Below are 18,424 nucleotides of genomic sequence, written 5' to 3' on the forward strand. Positions count from 1 at the left end.
CGGCTGTAGGGGGTTTTGCGAGGCCTGAAAATCCTCCCCGGCACGGGGAGGATCTTAGTGCGACCGTACCGGCACCCCAGCCGCCGCCAGCGCGGCGTGCGCGTCCGCCACCGACGCTTCCCCGAAATGAAAGATCGACGCCGCCAGCACCGCGCTGGCATGTCCCTGCGTCACGCCCGCGACCAGATGGTCGAGCGTACCGACCCCGCCCGACGCCACCACCGGCACCGACACGGCGTCGGCGATCGTCCGGATCAGGTTGAGGTCATAGCCGTCGCGCGTCCCGTCGCGGTCCATCGACGTCACCAGCAATTCGCCCGCACCCAGTTCCGCTAGTTTCAGCGCATGTTCGACCGCATCGATCCCCGTCGCGCGGCGACCGCCATGGGTGAACACTTCCCAGCGCCCCTCGACCCGGCGGGCATCGACCGAGGCGGTGACGCACTGGCTGCCGAAGCGGTCGGCGATGTCCGCCACCAGTTCGGGCCGTGCCACGGCGGCGGAATTGACCGCGACCTTGTCCGCCCCGGCCAGCAGCAGCGCGCGGGCATCGTCGGGCGATCGCACGCCGCCCCCCACGGTCAGCGGCATGAAGCACACCTCCGCCGTCCGCCGCACCACGTCGATGATCGTGTCGCGCCCTTCATGGCTGGCGCCGATATCGAGGAACGTCAGTTCGTCCGCGCCCGCCGCATCATAGGCGCGCGCCTGCTCGACCGGATCGCCGGCATCGCGCAGTTCGACGAAGTTCACGCCCTTCACCACCCGCCCGGCATGGACGTCGAGGCAGGGAATGACCCGCGCCCGCACCGTCATGCGGCAGCGACCCGGATCGCTTCGGCGAGTTCGAGGCGACCGTCATACAGCGCCCGGCCGGTGATGACGCCTTCGATGCCGGGCTTGCCCTTCAGCGCATGGATGTCCTCGATCCCCGCGACCCCGCCGCTGGCGATGACCGGGATCGATACGGCGGCGGCCAGCGCGGCAGTCGCCTCGACATTGCAACCTTTCAGCATCCCATCGCGCCCGACATCGGTGAACAGGACAGCAGCGACGCCGGCATCCTCGAACCGGCGGGCGAGCTCGGTGACCGACACCGTCGACACATCCGCCCAGCCGCGCGTCGCGACCATGCCGTCCCATGCGTCGACCGCCACCACGATCCGCCCCGGACAGGCGGCGGCGGCTTCGCGCACGAAATCGGGGTCTTCCAGCGCGGCTGTACCGATCACGACCCGCGCGACGCCGAGGTCGAGCCAGCGGTCGACATTGGCGCGGTTGCGGATGCCGCCGCCCAGCTGCACCCGGCCCGGAAACGCCTTGAGGATACCCGCCACCGCATCGCCATTGACCGACTGTCCGGCAAAGGCGCCGTCCAGATCGACGACGTGCAGATGATCCGCCCCCGCATCGGCGAACAATGTCGCCTGATGCGCGGGATCGTCGCCATAGACCGTGGCACGGTCCATATCGCCCTCGGCCAGACGGACGACCTGTCCGCCTTTGAGGTCGATTGCCGGAAAAACCGTCAGGGACGCCATTCGAGAAACCTCTCCAGCAGCGCCAATCCGTAGCGCTGGCTCTTTTCGGGGTGGAACTGCGCGCCGAGGATGTTGTCGCGGCCGATCGCCGCGGTCACCGGGCCGCCATGGTCGGTCGTGGCCAGTACATCCTCGCCCTCGAACGCATAGCTGTGCAGGAAATAGGCTTCGCCGGGCACCAGCAGCGGGTGCTCGCGGACCGGCACCACGTCGTTCCAGCCCATGTGCGGCACGGTGACGCCGGGGGCGGGGGTCAGGCGCCGGACGGTGCCTTCGATCCAGCCGAGGCCGGCATGGCTGCCGAACTCCTCGCCGGTAGTCGCCAACAACTGCATGCCGACGCACACGCCCAGAAACGGCACGCCGCCGTTCAGCACCCGCGACCGCATCGCCTCGACCATGCCGGGGATCGCGGTCAGCCCGTTCATGCACGCGGCAAAGGCGCCGACGCCGGGCAGCACGATCCGGTCGGCCTTCGCGACCGCATCCGGGTCGGCGGTGATCGCCAGATCGGCCGCACCCGCTACCTTCAGCGCATTGGCGACCGACTGGAGATTGCCCGCGCCGTAATCGATCAGTGCGATCAAAACAGCTGGCCGATCTGGTCCATCGCCAGCGTCATGGTGAAGGCGACGACCTCGACCGTGGCGACGCCGTTGACCACGAACGGATCGGTCTCGGCAACCGCGCGCACCGCGTCTTCTTCCCCCCGGAACAGCAGCACGCCGCCGGTCGGCGGGTTGCGACGCCCGGCCAGCAGCATCGTGCCCTCGTCCATCGCCGCCTTGATCCACGCGACATGCGCGTCGCGGTGGACGTCGACCTCGTCCAGCGGCTTCACATAGCTCAGCATTGCCAGGCACATCGGCTGCATCGGACGGGCTACCATGTCACAATACTCCCTTGGTCGACGGGATGGCATCGGCCTTGCGCGGGTCGATTTCGGTCGCGGTGCGCAGGGCGCGGGCCAGCCCCTTGAAGATGCTCTCGGCGATATGATGGTTGTTGGTGCCGTAGAGCGTCTCGACATGCAGCGTGATGCCCGCTGCCTGCGCGAAGCTGTGGCAGAAATGGCCGAACATCTCGGTATCCATCGTGCCGAGCTGCGCCTGGGTGAACTGCACCTTCCACACCAGCCACGGACGGCCGGAAATGTCCAATGCCACGCGGGTCAGCGTCTCGTCCATCGGCGACAGCGCGTCGCCATAGCGGCGGATGCCGCGCTTGTCGCCCAGCGCCTTGGCGAACGCCTCGCCGATCGCGATGCCGGTATCCTCGACCGTGTGGTGCGCATCGATATGCAGGTCGCCCTTGGTCCGCACGGTCAGGTCGATCAGCGAATGCCGCGACAGCTGTTCGAGCATATGGTCGAAGAATCCGACCCCGGTCGACACGTCATAGATGCCGGTACCGTCGAGATTGACCGTGACGTCAATCGACGTCTCGCTGGTCGTGCGGGCGATGGTGGCGGTGCGCATGGGCGTCTCCATAGCGTGTGGCGCATCCCATGCAACGCAACGAATCTTGACGGACCGGCAAACGCCGCTACCCAAGGCGCCATGAGCCAGCCCGTCGCAGACAGCCTGATCCCTTATGACGAGATCGTCCAGGAAGCCCTGCGCGCCGTCGTCGGCCGCGTCCTCGGGCAGGTGTCCGCCACCGGCGCGCTGCCGGGCGAGCATCACTTCTATATCACCTTCAAGACCCAGGCCCCCGGCGTCGACATCCCCAAGCGGCTGATCGAGCGGTTTCCGGACGAGATGACGATCGTCATCCAGCACCGTTTCTGGGACCTGACCGTCGATGGTGAACGCTTTTCGGTCGGCCTGAGCTTCGGCGGCATCCCGTCGACCCTCGTCATTCCCTATGCCGCGATCACCGGCTTCCACGATCCCGCGGTCAATTTCGAACTGCGCTTTCAGGCGAATGACGAGCCGGGCGACGAACCCGAACCGCACGACCCGCCCGAAAACGACGCGCCGATCGCGACCAGCGAGGACGGGTCGAACGTCGTCGCGGTGGATTTCAAGCGCAAGAAGTGACGATCGAGGTCGTCGCTTCGCCCGGCGAGGCCGAGCGCGACGCGATCCTGCGCATCCTGGTCGCGCATAACGAAGCCTCGGTCGGCCCGACCGAACGGCAGCAGGTGGCGATCGTCGTCCGGGACGACGCCGGCACGATCACCGGCGGACTGTGGGGCAAGATCGGCTATCGCTGGCTGTTCGTCGAATTTCTGGCGGTATCGCCCGACCATAAGCGGCAGGGCATCGGCCGCGCGCTGATGCAGCGGGCCGAGACGCTGGCGCGGGATGCAGGATGCATCGGCATGTGGCTCGACACCTTCAGTTTCCAGGCGCGCGGCTTCTACGAAAAGCTGGGGTTCGGTCATTTCGGCACGATCGACGATTTTCCGCCGGGGCATAGCCGCTTCTTCCTGTCGAAACGGATCGACTGACGCGGCCACGGGTTTTGTCGGCATGACCGATACCCGTACCGAAACCGACTCGATCGGCGCGATCGAGGTTCCCGCCGCCGCTTACTGGGGCGCGCAGACCGAACGATCGATCGAGAATTTCCCGTTCCCGCCGTCCGAGCGGATGCCGATCGGCATCGTCCATGCGCTCGCCATCGTGAAGCAGGCGGCAGCGCGGGTGAACCGTGCCCACGGCCTCGACGCCACACTCGCCGACGCGATCGAGGCGGCGGCGGGCGAAGTGATCGCCGGCAAGCTGGACGACCAGTTCCCGCTGGTCATCTGGCAGACCGGCAGCGGCACCCAGTCGAACATGAACGCCAACGAAGTCATTGCCGGCCGCGCCAACGAAGCGCTGACGGGCAAGCGCGGCGGCAAATCGCCGGTCCATCCGAACGATCACGTCAACAAGGGCCAGTCGTCGAACGACAGCTTCCCCACCGCGCTGCATGTCGCGGCGGTGGTGGCGCTCAACCGCGACCTGCTCCCGGCGCTCGATCGTCTCGCAGGATCGCTGGAGGCCAAGGCACGGGACTGGGCAGATATCGTCAAGATCGGCCGCACCCATTTGCAGGACGCAACGCCGCTGACGCTGGGTCAGGAGTTTTCGGGCTATGTCGCGCAGTTGCGCGACGCCTATCGCCGGTTGCGATCGGCGGAAGGCGATCTGTTGCGCCTGGCGCAGGGCGGCACGGCGGTCGGCACCGGCCTTAACGCCGCGCCGGGGTTCGCCGAGGCGGTTGCGGCGGAAATCGCGGCGATCACCGGCCATGCCTTCGTCACCGCGCCCAACAAGTTCGAGGCTCTCGCGTCGAACGACCCGCTCGTGCAACTGTCGGGCACGCTCAACACGCTGGCGGTGGCGCTGACCAAGATCGCCAACGACATCCGCCTGCTCGGGTCCGGTCCACGCTCCGGGCTGGGCGAGATCGACCTGCCCGCCAACGAACCGGGCAGCTCGATCATGCCGGGCAAGGTCAACCCGACCCAGTGCGAGATGCTGACGATGGTCGCCGCGCAGGTGATGGGCAATCACCTGTCGGTGACGGTCGGGGGGATGCAGGGGCATCTGGAGCTGAACGTGTTCAAGCCGCTGATCGGCGCGGCGGTCCTGCGGTCCATCGACCTGCTGGCGATCGGCATGACGAGCTTTGCGACACGCTGCGTCGACGGGATCGAACCGAACCGCGCGCGGATCGGCGAACTGGTCGAACGCTCGCTGATGCTGGTCACCGCGCTGGCGCCCGAGATCGGCTATGACAATGCCGCCAAGATCGCCAAACACGCCCATGGCGAAGGGCTGACGCTGCGCGAGGCGGGACTGGCGCTGGGACTGGTCGACGAGGCGACGTTCGACCGGCTGGTCCGGCCGGAGACGATGGTCGGATAGCCGCTATCGCCGGCCGCTTTCCTACACGGCGGACGAATGCCATGCTGCCTGCTGGGGCGTGTCGTGCCGAGTTGGTTTGCCATTGTTTGACGACCGTGGCGCGCGAGGCTGCGAAAACGCGGTGAGTGTGAACTTAGTGAACTTTGGCGTCGGCGATGGGGTGAGGGCGTGGCGCCGATGGTGCGCCGACAGGGAACATCCGGGCGCTTCCTGCGCTGTAACCGTATAACTTCGGTGAGGAAAATATGGGTGCGACGACGATAGGCGCATTGGTCGGAGCGGCCATCGACAAGATGAGCGGCGACGATGATTCGAGCGTCGATGGTGCGATCAAGGGTGCCATTGTCGCCAATGTACTGAAAGTCGTCGTGCCCATGGCGATAACCTATGCGGTCGGCTGGGCCGTATTGCGCGGTGCCGCCGAACTGAAGGAACAACTCTTCGAAACGGAGGATGCAGCATGATCGGACGGATTATCGGCGCGCTCGTCGGGCGTGAGATGGATCGCCGCGATGGACGTGGTGGTGCGAAGGGTGCTGCGATGGGCTGGCTGGCGGGCAGCGCGATGCGCCGCATGGGGCCGCTCGGCATGATCCTGGGCGGCAGCTATGTGGCCAAGAAGGCCTATGACCGGCGCAAGCTGGACAAGATGCGACGCGGCTACTGACGCGTACCCGGTCCGCCTGGCTCGGGCGGACCGGTGCCGGACGGGGCCGCCCGCGACCGGCCGGACAGACCTTCACATCTGTGTGAACCCGATCGAGGGGCGATGGCTTTGTACCGTCGCCCCTTGACGCCGTCCGCCTGTACGCGCGAATAGGCCGGTCCATGAGCCATCTGCCCGACCCCGACCTCCACGGTTTTAAGCGCCGCGGCGTGTTGTTCGTCCTGTCCTCGCCCTCCGGCGCGGGTAAGTCGACCATTGCGCGCAAGCTGCTGGCCGCCGAGGACGATCTCGTCATGTCGGTGTCGGCGACCACCCGCGCCCCCCGGCCGGGCGAGACCGATGGCAAGGAATATCATTTCGTCGATCTCGAGGAATTCCGCCGCATGGTCGCCGACCATGAATTCCTCGAATGGGCGCATGTGTTCGACAACCGCTACGGCACGCCGCGCGCGCCGGTCGAAGCGATGCTGAGCGCCGGCAAGGACGTGCTGTTCGATATCGACTGGCAGGGTGCGCAGCAATTGTTCCAGATCGCTGGCGGCGATGTGGTGCGCGTCTTCATCCTGCCGCCGTCGATGGCCGAACTGCGCCAGCGGCTCGTGTCGCGCAACACCGACAGCGCGGACGTAATCGAGGGCCGCATGGCCCGCGCCGCGGCCGAGGTCAGCCATTGGGACGGCTATGACTATGTGCTGGTCAACGACGATGTCGAGGATTGCTTCCGCAAGGTGCAGACGATCCTCGCCGCCGAACGCCTGCGCCGGTCGCGCCAGACCGGCGTGATCGGCTTCATCCGCAAGCTGATGCGCGGCCCGGGCGAGTGATGGCGTGCTGACCGTTCGATAGAAGGACGTCACCCCGGACTTGATCCGGGGTCCCGCTTCCTTCCAACGGCAGCACAAGAAGCGGGACCCCGGGGCAAGCCCGGGGTGACGATCAGAGCGCGGGTGCGCCCTTACGGCTGCGCCACCTTTATCTCCGCCGCGTTCGGGGCGACCGGCGAACCTGCCGGGCGTTCCGAGAATACCGGCTCGCTGCCGGGAACCGTCCCTTCATCGGCAATCCCGGCGGCATAGGACGCGCTGGCATCGGTGCCGTCCGCCTGATGCGCGCGGGGCGGGGGGAGCAGCTTCGGTTCGTCATTCCGCCGACGCGGCGTCGATCCGCGCAGCGACAGCAGCATGCCCGCCGCTACGCCGATCCCGCCGAGCAGCGCTGCGGTCGTCCACGGCCGCATCTGCGCTTCGAGCGCCAGGCTCTGCTTGCGGACATAATGGTCCTGATTCGACCGGGCGCGGCCATCGGCGCGCGGCTCGTACAGATTGTCCTTGGCACCCGGCGTGGCGGGGGTGTCGGTGGTCTGCGCCTCTTCCTTGAAGAATTTCTCCATGAACCGGTCGGCGCTGCGCGGCAGCAGGTTGCTCATCTTGGTCATCGCCATGCCGGTCCCGCCGACGGTCAGGTCGCGCTTCTGATGCGCGGCGGCAAAGCAGATCGCCTTGGCCACCAGTTCGGGATCATAGACGACGGGCGGTACGCGCGCGGGCTGATCCATGCGGTTGCGGGCATGTTCGGGATAGGGGGTGTCGATCGCCGCCGGTTTGACCAAGGTCACCGATACCGGCTTGCCATCGGCCTCGATCTCCATGCGGAAGGCTTCGGTAAAGCCCTGCACCGCATGCTTCATCGCGCTGTACGCGCCCTGCACCGGAACCGAACGGTCCGACAGGATCGATCCGATATTGACGATCGCACCACCCCCGCGCGCGGTCAGTTCGCGCGCGGCATAGAGCGACGCGGCGACCATCGCGAAATAGCCGACATCGAACACCCGGCGCTGTTCGTCGACGCTGGTTTCCTCCAGCCGGGCATAGAGCGCGACGGCGGCATCGTTGACCCAGGTGTCGAACCCGCCGAACGCTTCGCGCGCCTTCGCCCCGATCCGTTCGGGCGCATCGGCAGCGGTAACGTCGATGGCGAGGTGGTCGGCCTTGCCGCCACGCAGGCGGATCCCCTCGACCGCCTCGCGCAATGCGTCCTCGTTGCGGGCGACCAACAGGACGCGGGCGCCCTCGCGTGCGGCGCGGCGGGCGGTGGCGAGACCGATGCCGGACGAGGCGCCGGTAATGACGATGGTCTGTTCGGATAGCGGCTTGAGCGTGACGGCCATGACGATACTCCCAGGGCTTACAGATCGCGCGCTCAACGCATGGGCTGCGCCCAGGGTCCGCCTAAGCTATTGCTCCAGAACGGCCATCCGCTGCGGCAGCACCGCCATCACCGCGCGGCGCGCGTCGGAATCGATCGCGGTCCAGCGCGCGATCTCGTCACGGGTGCGCCCGCAGCCGAGGCACCAGCCAGTGGCGGCATCGATCGAACAGACCAGCACGCACGGGCTTTCGATCGCCTGTACCGCGACCGTTTCGAACGGATCGTCGTCCACGGCGATCAGCCGGGGATGCGGACGTTCAGGAAGGCGGGGAAGGGGCCGTTCCATGCGCCGTCCTCGACCGCGTCCTGTTGGACATAGCGGGCGGGGCGCTCGCCGCGGCGTTCGTCGTAGCGTTCTTCGCGCTCGCGGCGGGGGCGGCGCTCCTCGCGGGCCGGCCGTTCGTCGCGCTCCGGGCGGGGGCTGCGGGCAGGCACTGCTTCGGCTTCGGCGGCGGGGCGACGACGGCCACGGCGCGGTGCTTCCTCGACCACCTCCGGCTCGGGCGCGTCTTCGGTGGGCGCGCTGCCCATGTCGAGCACCGGAATCTTCTGCCCGGTCAGCTTTTCGATATTGGCGATATTCTCGGCATCGTCCGGCGCGACCAACGTGTAGGCGACCCCGGTCGCGCCGCCACGACCGGTGCGGCCGATGCGGTGGACATAATCGTCCGGGTGCCACGGCGCGTCGAAGTTGAAGACGTGGCTGACGCCCTTCACGTCCAGACCGCGCGCGGCGACGTCCGACGCGACGAGGATCGACACGTCGCCCTGCTTGAAGCGTTCCAGTTCGGCGATGCGCGCCGACTGGTCCATGTCGCCATGGATTTCGGCCGAGCGGAACCGGGCGCGCTGCAGGCTCTTGTTCAGTTCGCGCACCGTCGTCTTGCGGTTGCAGAAGATGATCGCGGTGCGAACGTCTTCCTGCGCCAGCAGCTTGCGCAGCACGTCGCGCTTCTTCGCGGGCGCGACCGGCACGACATGCTGGGTGATGTTGGTGTTGGTGGTGGCGGGACGGGCTACCTCGATCGTCTTGGGATTGTCGAGGAACTTGTCGGCCAGCTTCTTGATCGGCGGCGGCATGGTGGCCGAAAACAGCAGCGTCTGGCGCTGTTTGGGCAGCTTGGTGCAGATTTCCTCGATATCGGGGATGAACCCCATGTCGAGCATCCGGTCGGCTTCGTCGATGACCAGCATCGAACAGCCGGTCAGCAGGATTTTGCCGCGCGTAAACAGGTCCATCAGCCGGCCCGGCGTCGCGATCAGCACGTCGACGCCCTTTTCCAGCGCGGCCAGCTGGTCGCCCATCGACACGCCGCCGATCAGCAGCGCCATCGAAAGCTTGTGGTTAGCGCCATACTTCTCGAAATTCTCGGCGACCTGCGCGGCCAGTTCGCGCGTCGGTTCGAGGATCAGCGAACGCGGCATCCGCGCCCGGCTGCGCCCCTGCGCCAGGATGTCGATCATCGGCAGCACGAACGACGCGGTCTTGCCGGTGCCGGTCTGGGCAATGGCGACCAGATCGCGCATCATCAGGACCGACGGGATCGCCGCCGCCTGGATCGGGGTCGGTTCGGTATAGCCCGAATCGTTGACGGAACGCAGCAGTTCGTCGGACAGGCCGAGATCGGCAAAGGTCATTGCGATTCCATGGCTGGGGAACGCAACACGACCGCGCTCCGATAAATCCGACCGGCCCTTGCGAAAAACACCGGAAAAGTCAAGTTTTCCGTGGGTCAGCGCGCCGGGACCAGCGCCCGGAACGCGGCGATGCGGCACTGGCCACCCGAACGCGACCGGATGACGTCGCGCGACGCGCACATCCGCCCGTCGCCGCTCGGCTTGATATAGAGGCCCGACACGAAATCGAGCGAAGGGCAATCGTCGGCCAACCGCGCGCGCAGGCGGCCGCCGCTGCTGAGCAGCAGGTCGACGCTGTCGGTGCGGCTGATCGTCACCGCCGCCAGATTCTGCAGCGGTACGCAGCGGTCGGTGCGCTTCTCGACCCATTGGATGGGCGGAAGCGCGCGGGGCGCGCTGTAGGACACGGGGGCGAAGGGCGCACGCGGCACGCGCAGGATCACGCGCTGTACCCGCACCTCGGTCCGAACGGTCGTCGTCGGCGGCGCCTCGGCAGGACGACGCTGTGCCGCGCCGGGCAGGGCGAGCAGGAGCAACATCATGGTCGCTGCGGAAAGCGGCAGTGCGGTCACGAGGATATCATCCTATGCCGGAATTTAACCGCAGATGAACTGGCGGCAAGGGGGATCGGGATGCTAACCCCTTCGGATGACGACCGACGCCATAGCCGCCATGGTCGCCGATGCGCGGGCTGCGTTCGGCGACCGGATCGTGACCACCGATGCCGATCGGATCGCGCCGTGGTTGACCGACTGGCGCGGGCGTTATCACGGGATCAGCGCGGCGCTGTTCGAGCCGGCGGATGCCGCCGAGGTTGCAGGCGTGGTCGCGCTGGCCGGGCGGCACGGTGTCGCGCTGGTGCCGCAGGGCGGCAACACCTCGATGGTCGGTGGCGCGACCCCGCCGGCCGATGGATCGGCGGTGTTGCTGTCGCTGCGCCGACTGAACCGAATTCGCCAGGTGTCCGATGGGCAGGCCGTGGCCGAGGCCGGCGTCATCCTGCAACATCTGCACGAGGCGGCGGCAGCGGCGGGGCAGCGTTTCCCGCTGACTCTGGGCGCGCGGGGCAGCGCCACCATCGGCGGATTGGTGTCGACCAATGCCGGCGGTACGCAGGTGCTGCGCTGGGGTAATATGCGCCGGCTGGTGCTGGGGATCGAGGCGGTGCTGCCCGACGGGACGGTCCATGGCGGCCTCGCCGCGCTGCCCAAGGACAATCGCGGCTACGACCTGACGCAATTGCTGGTCGGGGCGGAGGGGACGCTGGGGATCGTCACCGCCGCGACGCTCAGGCTGGTGCCCGCGATCGCCGAGCGGGCGGTGGCGTGGGCCGGTATCGCCGACCCGCAGGCCGGGCTGGACCTGTTGCGGCGGATGCAGGCGGCGACCGACCGGATCGAGAGCTTCGAGATCATCCCCGCCGACACGCTGGCGCTGGCAGTCGCCCATCTGCCGGGCGCCCGCGCGCCGCTGTCCGGCCAGTATCCATGGCAGTTGCTGATCGAGGCGGTCGCCGCCCCCGGCGAATTGCCGCCGGCGCCGCTGCTGGAGGAATTACTGGCCGATGGCGTCGAGGCGGGACTTGTCGCCGATGCGGTGCTGGCGAGCAGTGAGGCGCAGGCCGAAGCCTTCTGGACGCTGCGCGATTCGCTGTCGGCGGCGGAAAAGTCGACCGGCCCGGCGGTACAGCATGATATTTCGGTGCCGGTCGACACGATGCCGCGCTTCATGGTCGAGGCGGCGGCGGCGGCCGAAGCGCGCTTCCCCAGGACTCACGCCACCGCCTTCGGCCATCTCGGCGACGGCAATGTCCATTTCCACGTCCGCGCGCCGGTCGGGGCGGACCCGGCGCGCTGGTATGCCGAGGATGCGCCGGTCATCACCCGCTTCGTCCATGATGCGGTGACGGCGGCGGGGGGATCGATCTCGGCCGAACACGGCATCGGCCAGATGAAGCGTGGCGAACTGGAGCGACTCGGCCCGCCCGCCCGGCTGGCGGCGTTGCGCGGGATCAAGAGCGGCCTGGACCCGCTGAACCTGTTCAATCCCGGCAAGCTCGTATCGCTTGCACCCCGCAGCGCCAATCCATAGACGTGGGGGTCGAGGCTCGCCCGGGGGGGCGGCCGCCCGGCATGGTATCGCCGGGCCGACTATAGAGTATCTGGAGACCCTGAAATGGCCAGCGCGCCGCAGAATCAATCGCTTCCGCTGTTCTACAACCAGCTCGAACCGCTTTCGAGCCAGACGCATGCCAACTGGAAGGTCCGCGCGAGCGAAACCGCGCCGTTCCTGGTCGGGCAGCACGCGATCCCCGTCACGGTCGAGGAATTCCCGCTGGTGCAGCGCCGGATGCCGATCGTGTTCTCGGTCGGTGACGACCCCGTGCCGCTGGCGCTGATGGGCCTGAACGAAGGCGTCAACACCTTCCTCGACGATGACGGCCGCCTGCGCGACCTCGACACCTATATCCCGGCCTATATCCGCCGTTATCCGTATCTGCTCGCCCGGCTGCGTCCCGACTCGGAGGACCTGTCGCTGTGCTTCGACCCGACGTCGGACGTCATCGGCCCGTTCGAGGATGGCGAGCCGCTGTTCGACGGCGACCAGCCGAGCGAAGTGACCAAGCAGATCCTCGCCTTTAACGAACAGTTCGAACAGGCCGGGCAGCGCACCGGCATGTTCATGAAGGAGATCAAGGAACTGGGCCTGCTGATGGACGGCGAAGTCGCTATCCAGCAGGAAGGCAACGACCAGCCCTTCGTGTACCGCGGCTTCCAGATGGTGTCCGAGGAAAAGCTGAACGAACTGCGCGGCGATCAGCTGCGCAAAATGCAGCAGTCGGGCATGTTGCCGCTGATCTTCGCCCATCTGTTCTCGCTGTCGCTGATGCGCGACATTTTCGCGCGCCAGATGCAGCAGGGCAAGGTGCAGCCGCAGCCGGTCGCGGTCCCAACCTTCTGATGACGGTCCGGCCGATCCAGGGAGGGCGCTATTCCGGCATCGCGATCCTGTTCCACTGGACGATCGCGGCGCTGGTGCTGGTCAACCTCTGGATCGGCCTGATCGGCGGATCGATGCCGGCGCACAAGGCGATCGGCATCACCGTGCTGGTCCTGACGCTCGGCCGGATCGGCTGGCGTCTGGGCCATCGGCCACCGCCGCTGCCGTCGGGAACGCCGGGATGGGAGCGGATGGCCGCCCATGCGACGCACCTGCTTTTCTATATTCTGCTGATCGTCCTGCCGCTGAGCGGCTGGGCGATGGTGTCGGGCGAGAAGCGTTATCCGCTCGACTGGTTCGCGCTGTTCCCGATCCCCTATCTGCCGATCCCGCCGTCGCTCGCCCATCTGGGGCATGAAGCGCACGAGCTGCTCGGATTCGCGATGCTCGGACTGGTCGCGTTGCACGTCGCCGCCGCGCTGCGGCATCATTTCCTGTTGCGCGACGGCGTGCTGTCGCGGATGCTGCCGGGGCCACGCGCGGCGCGCTGACGTGCCGTGGCGATAAAGTCACGGTCAATCGCAAAATGGGTCTTGAACCCCTGCGACCGCCTTCCTAAGTTGCAGATACACGGTCCGATGTTCCCCCCTTTCGTTGGGCCGTGCGGCGCGTTTCACGCGCCTCCTCCCTGAACCTTGGCCACTCCGTGCAACCGCGCGGGGTGGCTTTTTTCTTGTGCTACTCTGCCGCGATGCGGTGGGTGGTGGACAGCGCCACCTCGGCCAGCGCATCGATCATGGCGCGGACCCATGCCACCGTGGTTGCGACACCGTTGCCGGGCTGATCGAACTCCTCGTCGAGATACAGGCTGCGGTCGATTTCCAGCTGAAGTGCATGGATACCGGCACGCGGGCGCGCATGGCTGGCGAGGATATGGCCGCCGGCATAGGGGTAGTTGATCGCCACCCGCAGCTCGGTTTCGTGCACGATCGCTGCTGCCGTGTCGGTGAACAGCGAAGCGCAGCTGTGCCCGTGGCGATTGCCCAGCACCACCTGCGCCGGCACGACGCCGGGCAGCGGTGGCATCGAATGGAGATCGAGCAGCAGTGCGACGCCGAACCGGGCCCGGGCAGAGGCCAGCGCGCCGTCGAGCGCGGCATGATAAGGGGCGTGGTCCTGGGCGATCCGCGCCGTAACCTCCGCATCGCTCAGCTTGCGCCGCCACATATTGTCGGCCCCGCCCGCCCGGCGGGGGATGAGCCCGATGCCGCTGCGCACCTTGTCCGATGCCTGCGCCGCAAAGCCGCGCGGATCGGCACCGGCATCGACCTGCGGATCGCGGTCGCGCAGCGGAGAGCGGTTGAGGTCGATCCAGCCACGCGCGCGCCGGGCGACGAACAGCACCTCCCGTTCAACCGCCTGCATCGCCACGGCATCGACATGCCGGTCCTCCAACGCAGTCAGTCGCGCGACCGGCACGGTCAGCAGCGCCTGCATTGCCGCTGGATATTGCCGCCCGGCATGGGGCACCGACACCACCACCGGCGATACCGGTTCGTCGGGTCCGTACCGGTCGAACGAGGGCGGGGTGGGGGAAGCTTCCATCGGTCGCAAAGGATCACGCTCCGTCGCGCTTGTCGAGCGTCCGGCTGGAAAATCTTAACCACCTTCGCCTAGGAATAGGGCTGGCATCGAAGGGAGTCGGATGTTCAGAATCTTGCTGGCCGAGGACGATCAGGTGATGCGCGAATATCTGACGCGCGCGCTGGAACGTGCCGGCTATTTCGTCAGCGCGGTGGACCGGGGCACGGCGGCGATCCCGTTGTTGCAGACCGAATCGTTCGACCTGCTGCTGACCGACATCGTCATGCCCGAGATGGACGGCATCGAACTGGCGCAACGCGCCGGGGAAATGGTGCCGGACCTGCGCGTCATGTTCATCACCGGCTTTGCGGCGGTGACACTCAAGGCCGGGCGACAGGTGCCGCACGCACGCATCCTGTCCAAGCCGTTCCACCTTCGCGAGCTGGTGGCGGAGGTCGATCGGCTGTTCGAGGGAGAAAGAATCCCAACGAGCAATTAAGGGCTTGTCAGGGAGAATCGGCGCCGCTAACAGCGCCACTCCGGTTTCGCTCTCTCCGGAAACAGAGAGAGCGCCGGGCGCGTAGCTCAGTGGTAGAGCACTGTGTTGACATCGCAGGGGTCGCAAGTTCAATCCTTGCCGCGCCCACCATTTCGAAAACCCCGTCAGTCCATTGGATTGGCGGGGTTTTTGCTGTCTGGCGTCCGTTTCGACCATTGCGCCGGGCCTGCGCTGCGATAGCTTGGCCCGGTCGGATCGAACGGGGGATGGATATGCGCTGGCACGGAGTTTTCAGGGTGGCGGCGCTGGCGATGGTTGCTGCGCCCGTCGCTGCACAGACCGATCCGGTCGAGGAAGTCTCGGTCGATCAGTTGCAACGGCGGATGCAGTCGGGGGCGACCAGCAGCGTCGCCATCACCCAGGCCTATCTCGCGCGGATCGCGGCGATGGACCGGCAGGGGCCGATGCTGCGCAGCGTGATCGCGACCAATCCCGATGCGCTGGCACAGGCCAAGGCGCTGGACGACGAACGTCGCGCCGGGCGGGTACGCGGGCCGCTGCACGGCGTGCCGGTCCTGATCAAGGACAATATCGAAACCGCCGATCCGATGGCGACGACCGCCGGCAGCCTGGTGCTGAAAGACAATGTCGCCCGCCGCGATGCGCCGGTCGTGGCCTATCTCCGCCGTGCCGGGGCGGTGATCCTCGGCAAGACGAACCTGTCGGAATGGGCAAACATCCGCTCGACCCGGTCGATGAGCGGGTGGAGCGCGGTCGGCGGGCTGGTACGCAATCCCTATGCGCTCGACCGGACGGCGTGCGGATCGTCCTCCGGATCAGGCGCGGCCGTTGCCGCCAGTTTGGCTGCGGTCGCGGTCGGGACCGAAACCGATGGTTCAGTCGTGTGTCCGTCGTCGATCAACGGGCTGGTCGGGTTCAAACCGACGCTGGGCCTGGTCAGCCGCAGCCGAATCGTGCCGATCAGCCATAGCCAGGACACGCCGGGCCCGATGGGCCGGTCGGTGCGCGACGTCGCGCTGTTGCTGTCAGCGATGGTTGGACCCGATCCGACCGACGCTGCGACCGCCCGTACGGTCGTCCGCGATTATGCCGCCGGTCTGTCAACAGAGGCACTCAACGGCAAGCGGGTTGGCGTGATCCGGCCGGCCGGCATGCCGGCGGCGCTCGCCGAACGCTTCGATGCGGCGCTGAAGGTCCTGCGCGCCGCCGGGGCGACGCTGGTCGATGTCACCCCGCCGAAGCTCGACGGACTGGGCGAGGCGGAGTTGCTGGTGCTCAAGACCGAGTTGAAGGCCGATCTCGACACCTATCTCGCCACCACGCCCGCGACGGTGACGGCCCGGACCCTTGAACAGGTCATCGCCTTCAACCGCGCCCATGTCGCGGCCGAAATGCCATTCTTCGGACAGGAACTGTTCGAGGAGGCGGCGAAGACCAAGGGACTGGCCGATCCTGCCTATCGCACCGCCCGCGCGACGTCGCTCCGGCTGGCGGGGCGCGAGGGGATCGATGCGATGCTCAAGACCGCGCGCGCCGACCTGCTGGTCGAACCGACCTATGCCGCCGCGTGGCTCAGCGATCCGGTCTATGGCGACCAATATGGCGGTCCGTCCGCGTCCGAACTGCCAGCGGTCGCCGGCTATCCGCATCTGACCGTGCCGATGGGGCTGATGCAGGGGCTGCCGGTCGGACTGTCGTTCATCGGCACCGCCGGCACCGATGCGGCGGTCCTGTCGGCAGGCTACGCCTATGAGCAGCGCGCCAAGGCGCGGGTCGCGCCGCGCTATCTTGCACAGGCGGTGGTCGCGCCGGGGCTGGAGGGCACCCGGCGCTGACCCGTCCTAGCGCGGTAGCCGCGCGATCGCCGCCGCCTGATCCGCGACCAGCCGGATCGTCGTGTCGCCCGTAAAGATCCCGTACCAGCCCTGCGGTTCGTGGGGCGGGTCGCCCATATATTGCCGGTCGCCCTCGGCAAAGCGATAGTCGGGGTGCTGCGCCCGCGCCTCGCCATTCCACGCCCAGAAATTGGTGCCGACGATCGGCCCGCCCTCGGTCATGCTCTTGAGCGCCGCGGCATAGATGCGGCCGTAGAAGCGGTCTTTCCAGGTCGTAGGCGCGGCGGGATCGTTGCTGCCGCCGTCGCGGGGATAGCCGAACTCCTCGATCACCATCGGCTTGTCGAGTTGGCGGGCCAGCGCGACGTGGTCGGCGATATACTTGTCCGTCAACATTTCACCCCTGACGGCGGTGTTGGGGAGGTCGGTCTGCTTCACCCAGTCCCAGTTGTTGGGCCATATATGTACCGTCAGATAGTCGATTTCGGGGATGGCATGTTCGGCCAGCACGATATCGGCGCGCTCCAGCCCGCCCTTCAGCCCCTCGCTGCCGGTCGAGACCAGATGGTTGCGATCGATCGACTTGATCAGCTGCGCGCTGGAGCGGACCAAGGCGTAGAATTGCGGCAGATTGGCATGCGCCAAGTCGCCCGAGGGTCGTGGTTCGTTCGACAGCTGCCACGCCATGATCGCGGGATCGTCGGCATAGCGCATGCCGGTCACGCTGTTCGTCCGGCCGACGACGGCGCGGATCCAGTCGCGATACAGTTCCGTCGCGCGGGCATTGCCATAGAATTGCGCGTTGTAATTGGCGAATTCCGGCCATGGATGCGCCGGATCGTTCATGTTCAGATACTGGCCGCCATTGACGTAGGACAGGTACGTCATCATGCCGCCCGACCATTCCCAAAAATTGGTCAGGTACAGCACCGCGCGCATGCCGCGCTTCGCCATTTCGGCGAGCGCATAGTCGAGGCCCGCGAGCAACGTCTGGTTGTAATCCTTGCCGGGACCGCGAAAGCCCGGCTTGATCGAATTCCTGAGCGGCCCTTCCTCGGCCGATGCCAGCACGCGCAAATTGGTGACGCCCATCGCCGCCAGCGCATCCAGCTCCCGTCTCAGCCGCGCGCGGTCACCATAAGGCGCATCGGCCCCCAGATAGGCGGCATACCAGATGTTCGCGCCGACGAAGCGATAGGGTTCGTCGCCGACCATCAGCCGCATACCGTCCCGCCGGACGAACGCCCGGTTCGTCGCGGCAGGCGTGGTCGCGACCGGCGGCGCCATGGTGCAGCCTGCCAGCAGCGCGGAGGTGCCAAGGAATGTGCGGCGGGCGAATGTCGTCATCAGGTCCCCTTCCAGCGTGCCGATCCCGTGCCGGCGCGTCGTTCGATCTGGCGGGCAGAGTGGTCGGTGCGCGTCACCGCTGTCAACGACAATATTGATATTTGTTTTTGCTATTCGCCCCATCCGGGTCGCGCGCATGAAAAAAGATCCCATGGGCGCGGGCTGGCGCCGGTTGAGGCAGACTGACCTTCCCGCTTTGTCGTGAAGGAGGTTGCCCGTGCCCGTGTCCGTCTCATGCCATGCCGCCGTCAGCACGCAGCTGAACGCAATCTTCGTGT

General features: G+C 67.1%; 22 protein-coding genes and 1 tRNA gene. 12 read left to right on the forward strand and 11 right to left on the reverse strand.

Translation table 11 applies throughout. The annotated features are described in order from the left end of the window. Positions 1 to 54: 54 nt before the first annotated feature. The 5 genes from hisF to hisB are packed head-to-tail and all read right to left on the reverse strand — an operon-like array spanning position 55 to position 3,019. The gene (gene hisF, locus AVT10_RS03855) at positions 55 to 816 is read right to left on the reverse strand and encodes an imidazole glycerol phosphate synthase subunit HisF (RefSeq protein ID WP_066688556.1); all 762 of its coding nucleotides are present in this window, start codon (positions 814 to 816) and stop codon (positions 55 to 57) included. After that, entirely contained in the window at positions 813 to 1,541 is a 729-nt protein-coding gene (hisA, locus tag AVT10_RS03860) for a 1-(5-phosphoribosyl)-5-[(5-phosphoribosylamino)methylideneamino]imidazole-4-carboxamide isomerase (RefSeq protein WP_066688557.1), read from the reverse strand. The genes hisF and hisA overlap by 4 nt, the downstream gene beginning before the upstream one ends. Beyond that, positions 1,529 to 2,128, reverse strand: a complete 600-nt coding sequence (hisH, locus tag AVT10_RS03865; protein WP_066688558.1) for an imidazole glycerol phosphate synthase subunit HisH — start codon at positions 2,126 to 2,128, stop codon at positions 1,529 to 1,531. The genes hisA and hisH overlap by 13 nt, the downstream gene beginning before the upstream one ends. Further along, positions 2,125 to 2,430, reverse strand: coding sequence for a YciI family protein (locus AVT10_RS03870; protein ID WP_066688559.1), 306 nt, complete (start codon positions 2,428 to 2,430; stop codon positions 2,125 to 2,127). The genes hisH and AVT10_RS03870 overlap by 4 nt, the downstream gene beginning before the upstream one ends. A gap of 1 nt (position 2,431) precedes the next feature. Further along, positions 2,432 to 3,019, reverse strand: a complete 588-nt coding sequence (gene hisB / locus AVT10_RS03875) for an imidazoleglycerol-phosphate dehydratase HisB (protein ID WP_066688609.1) — start codon at positions 3,017 to 3,019, stop codon at positions 2,432 to 2,434. Positions 3,020 to 3,100: 81 nt separating this feature from the next. On the opposite strand from hisB, the gene AVT10_RS03880 reads away from it, so the two are divergent. The 6 genes from AVT10_RS03880 to gmk all read left to right on the forward strand — a co-directional run bounded on the left by AVT10_RS03880 (position 3,101) and on the right by gmk (position 6,895). Next, complete coding sequence (locus AVT10_RS03880; protein WP_066688560.1) at positions 3,101 to 3,583, forward strand: SspB family protein; 483 nt, start codon at positions 3,101 to 3,103, stop codon at positions 3,581 to 3,583. Beyond that, positions 3,580 to 3,996 carry a GNAT family N-acetyltransferase gene (locus AVT10_RS03885; protein ID WP_066688564.1) on the forward strand — a complete coding sequence of 139 codons (417 nt, stop codon included), beginning with the start codon at positions 3,580 to 3,582 and terminating at the stop codon, positions 3,994 to 3,996. The genes AVT10_RS03880 and AVT10_RS03885 overlap by 4 nt, the downstream gene beginning before the upstream one ends. Positions 3,997 to 4,018: 22 nt before the next feature. After that, positions 4,019 to 5,404 (forward strand): class II fumarate hydratase, encoded by a 1,386-nt coding sequence (gene fumC / locus AVT10_RS03890; protein WP_066688566.1) that lies wholly within the window; start codon positions 4,019 to 4,021, stop codon positions 5,402 to 5,404. A gap of 245 nt (positions 5,405 to 5,649) precedes the next feature. Further along, positions 5,650 to 5,868: a hypothetical protein gene (locus AVT10_RS03895; protein WP_066688568.1), complete on the forward strand. Its 219-nt coding sequence runs from the start codon at positions 5,650 to 5,652 to the stop codon at positions 5,866 to 5,868. Further along, positions 5,865 to 6,071 carry a hypothetical protein gene (locus AVT10_RS03900; RefSeq protein WP_066688569.1) on the forward strand — a complete coding sequence of 69 codons (207 nt, stop codon included), beginning with the start codon at positions 5,865 to 5,867 and terminating at the stop codon, positions 6,069 to 6,071. Before AVT10_RS03895 ends, AVT10_RS03900 begins: the two co-directional genes overlap by 4 nt. 161 nt (positions 6,072 to 6,232) lie before the next feature. Further along, entirely contained in the window at positions 6,233 to 6,895 is a 663-nt protein-coding gene (gene gmk, locus AVT10_RS03905; RefSeq protein ID WP_066688570.1) for a guanylate kinase, read from the forward strand. Between the two features lie 131 nt (positions 6,896 to 7,026). Here gmk and AVT10_RS03910 read toward each other — a convergent pair whose 3' ends face one another. The 4 genes from AVT10_RS03910 to AVT10_RS03925 form a co-directional block, all read right to left on the reverse strand. Beyond that, positions 7,027 to 8,241: an SDR family oxidoreductase gene (locus AVT10_RS03910; RefSeq protein WP_066688572.1), complete on the reverse strand. Its 1,215-nt coding sequence runs from the start codon at positions 8,239 to 8,241 to the stop codon at positions 7,027 to 7,029. 66 nt (positions 8,242 to 8,307) lie between these two features. Beyond that, positions 8,308 to 8,514, reverse strand: a complete 207-nt coding sequence (locus AVT10_RS03915) for a DUF1289 domain-containing protein (protein ID WP_066688574.1) — start codon at positions 8,512 to 8,514, stop codon at positions 8,308 to 8,310. 5 nt (positions 8,515 to 8,519) lie between these two features. Continuing rightward, positions 8,520 to 9,920, reverse strand: a complete 1,401-nt coding sequence (locus AVT10_RS03920) for a DEAD/DEAH box helicase (protein ID WP_066688576.1) — start codon at positions 9,918 to 9,920, stop codon at positions 8,520 to 8,522. A 95-nt stretch (positions 9,921 to 10,015) separates the two neighbouring features. Further along, positions 10,016 to 10,462, reverse strand: coding sequence for a hypothetical protein (locus tag AVT10_RS03925; protein ID WP_126013094.1), 447 nt, complete (start codon positions 10,460 to 10,462; stop codon positions 10,016 to 10,018). A 106-nt stretch (positions 10,463 to 10,568) separates the two neighbouring features. Between AVT10_RS03925 and AVT10_RS03930 the strand changes: the two genes are divergently transcribed. The 3 genes from AVT10_RS03930 to AVT10_RS03940 all read left to right on the forward strand — a co-directional run bounded on the left by AVT10_RS03930 (position 10,569) and on the right by AVT10_RS03940 (position 13,411). Continuing rightward, positions 10,569 to 12,011: an FAD-binding oxidoreductase gene (locus AVT10_RS03930; RefSeq protein ID WP_066688580.1), complete on the forward strand. Its 1,443-nt coding sequence runs from the start codon at positions 10,569 to 10,571 to the stop codon at positions 12,009 to 12,011. A gap of 84 nt (positions 12,012 to 12,095) precedes the next feature. After that, a complete protein-coding gene (locus AVT10_RS03935) occupies positions 12,096 to 12,881 on the forward strand; it encodes a SapC family protein (protein WP_066688581.1) in 786 nt (261 codons plus the stop codon). Beyond that, on the forward strand, positions 12,881 to 13,411 hold the full coding sequence (locus AVT10_RS03940) for a cytochrome b (protein WP_066688582.1): 531 nt from the start codon (positions 12,881 to 12,883) through the stop codon (positions 13,409 to 13,411). Before AVT10_RS03935 ends, AVT10_RS03940 begins: the two co-directional genes overlap by 1 nt. Positions 13,412 to 13,598: 187 nt before the next feature. On the opposite strand, the gene AVT10_RS03945 is transcribed toward AVT10_RS03940, so the two are convergent. After that, the gene (locus AVT10_RS03945; RefSeq protein ID WP_066688583.1) at positions 13,599 to 14,465 is read right to left on the reverse strand and encodes an N-formylglutamate amidohydrolase; all 867 of its coding nucleotides are present in this window, start codon (positions 14,463 to 14,465) and stop codon (positions 13,599 to 13,601) included. 100 nt (positions 14,466 to 14,565) lie between these two features. Here AVT10_RS03945 and cpdR point away from each other — a divergent pair, with 100 nt between their 5' ends. The 3 genes from cpdR (at position 14,566) to AVT10_RS03960 (ending at position 16,799) form a co-directional block, all read left to right on the forward strand. Then, positions 14,566 to 14,943: a cell cycle two-component system response regulator CpdR gene (gene cpdR, locus AVT10_RS03950; RefSeq protein ID WP_055761907.1), complete on the forward strand. Its 378-nt coding sequence runs from the start codon at positions 14,566 to 14,568 to the stop codon at positions 14,941 to 14,943. A gap of 75 nt (positions 14,944 to 15,018) precedes the next feature. Continuing rightward, positions 15,019 to 15,093 (forward strand) — tRNA-Val (locus tag AVT10_RS03955). A gap of 116 nt (positions 15,094 to 15,209) precedes the next feature. Next, entirely contained in the window at positions 15,210 to 16,799 is a 1,590-nt protein-coding gene (locus AVT10_RS03960) for an amidase (RefSeq protein ID WP_066688586.1), read from the forward strand. A 6-nt stretch (positions 16,800 to 16,805) separates the two neighbouring features. Here AVT10_RS03960 and AVT10_RS03965 read toward each other — a convergent pair whose 3' ends face one another. Further along, positions 16,806 to 18,146 carry a glycoside hydrolase 5 family protein gene (locus tag AVT10_RS03965; RefSeq protein WP_066688588.1) on the reverse strand — a complete coding sequence of 447 codons (1,341 nt, stop codon included), beginning with the start codon at positions 18,144 to 18,146 and terminating at the stop codon, positions 16,806 to 16,808. Positions 18,147 to 18,424: the final 278 nt, after the last annotated feature.

The organism is Sphingomonas hankookensis (assembly GCF_001619955.1).
Taxonomy (GTDB): Bacteria; Pseudomonadota; Alphaproteobacteria; order Sphingomonadales; family Sphingomonadaceae; genus Sphingomonas; species Sphingomonas hankookensis_A.

What these genes read in the sequence shown, in the direction of transcription:
- hisF (WP_066688556.1), bottom strand. Translation starts at nt 816, where the DNA reads ATGACGGTGCGGGCGCGGGTCATTCCCTGCCTCGACGTCCATGCCGGG.
- hisA (WP_066688557.1), bottom strand. Translation starts at nt 1,541, where the DNA reads ATGGCGTCCCTGACGGTTTTTCCGGCAATCGACCTCAAAGGCGGACAG.
- AVT10_RS03870 (WP_066688559.1), bottom strand. Translation starts at nt 2,430, where the DNA reads ATGGTAGCCCGTCCGATGCAGCCGATGTGCCTGGCAATGCTGAGCTAT.
- hisB (WP_066688609.1), bottom strand. Translation starts at nt 3,019, where the DNA reads ATGCGCACCGCCACCATCGCCCGCACGACCAGCGAGACGTCGATTGAC.
- AVT10_RS03880 (WP_066688560.1), top strand. Translation starts at nt 3,101, where the DNA reads ATGAGCCAGCCCGTCGCAGACAGCCTGATCCCTTATGACGAGATCGTC.
- fumC (WP_066688566.1), top strand. Translation starts at nt 4,019, where the DNA reads ATGACCGATACCCGTACCGAAACCGACTCGATCGGCGCGATCGAGGTT.
- AVT10_RS03895 (WP_066688568.1), top strand. Translation starts at nt 5,650, where the DNA reads ATGGGTGCGACGACGATAGGCGCATTGGTCGGAGCGGCCATCGACAAG.
- AVT10_RS03900 (WP_066688569.1), top strand. Translation starts at nt 5,865, where the DNA reads ATGATCGGACGGATTATCGGCGCGCTCGTCGGGCGTGAGATGGATCGC.
- gmk (WP_066688570.1), top strand. Translation starts at nt 6,233, where the DNA reads ATGAGCCATCTGCCCGACCCCGACCTCCACGGTTTTAAGCGCCGCGGC.
- AVT10_RS03910 (WP_066688572.1), bottom strand. Translation starts at nt 8,241, where the DNA reads ATGGCCGTCACGCTCAAGCCGCTATCCGAACAGACCATCGTCATTACC.
- AVT10_RS03920 (WP_066688576.1), bottom strand. Translation starts at nt 9,920, where the DNA reads ATGACCTTTGCCGATCTCGGCCTGTCCGACGAACTGCTGCGTTCCGTC.
- AVT10_RS03925 (WP_126013094.1), bottom strand. Translation starts at nt 10,462, where the DNA reads ATGATGTTGCTCCTGCTCGCCCTGCCCGGCGCGGCACAGCGTCGTCCT.
- AVT10_RS03930 (WP_066688580.1), top strand. Translation starts at nt 10,569, where the DNA reads ATGACGACCGACGCCATAGCCGCCATGGTCGCCGATGCGCGGGCTGCG.
- AVT10_RS03935 (WP_066688581.1), top strand. Translation starts at nt 12,096, where the DNA reads ATGGCCAGCGCGCCGCAGAATCAATCGCTTCCGCTGTTCTACAACCAG.
- AVT10_RS03940 (WP_066688582.1), top strand. Translation starts at nt 12,881, where the DNA reads ATGACGGTCCGGCCGATCCAGGGAGGGCGCTATTCCGGCATCGCGATC.
- AVT10_RS03945 (WP_066688583.1), bottom strand. Translation starts at nt 14,465, where the DNA reads ATGGAAGCTTCCCCCACCCCGCCCTCGTTCGACCGGTACGGACCCGAC.
- cpdR (WP_055761907.1), top strand. Translation starts at nt 14,566, where the DNA reads ATGTTCAGAATCTTGCTGGCCGAGGACGATCAGGTGATGCGCGAATAT.
- AVT10_RS03960 (WP_066688586.1), top strand. Translation starts at nt 15,210, where the DNA reads ATGGATATGCGCTGGCACGGAGTTTTCAGGGTGGCGGCGCTGGCGATG.
- AVT10_RS03965 (WP_066688588.1), bottom strand. Translation starts at nt 18,146, where the DNA reads ATGACGACATTCGCCCGCCGCACATTCCTTGGCACCTCCGCGCTGCTG.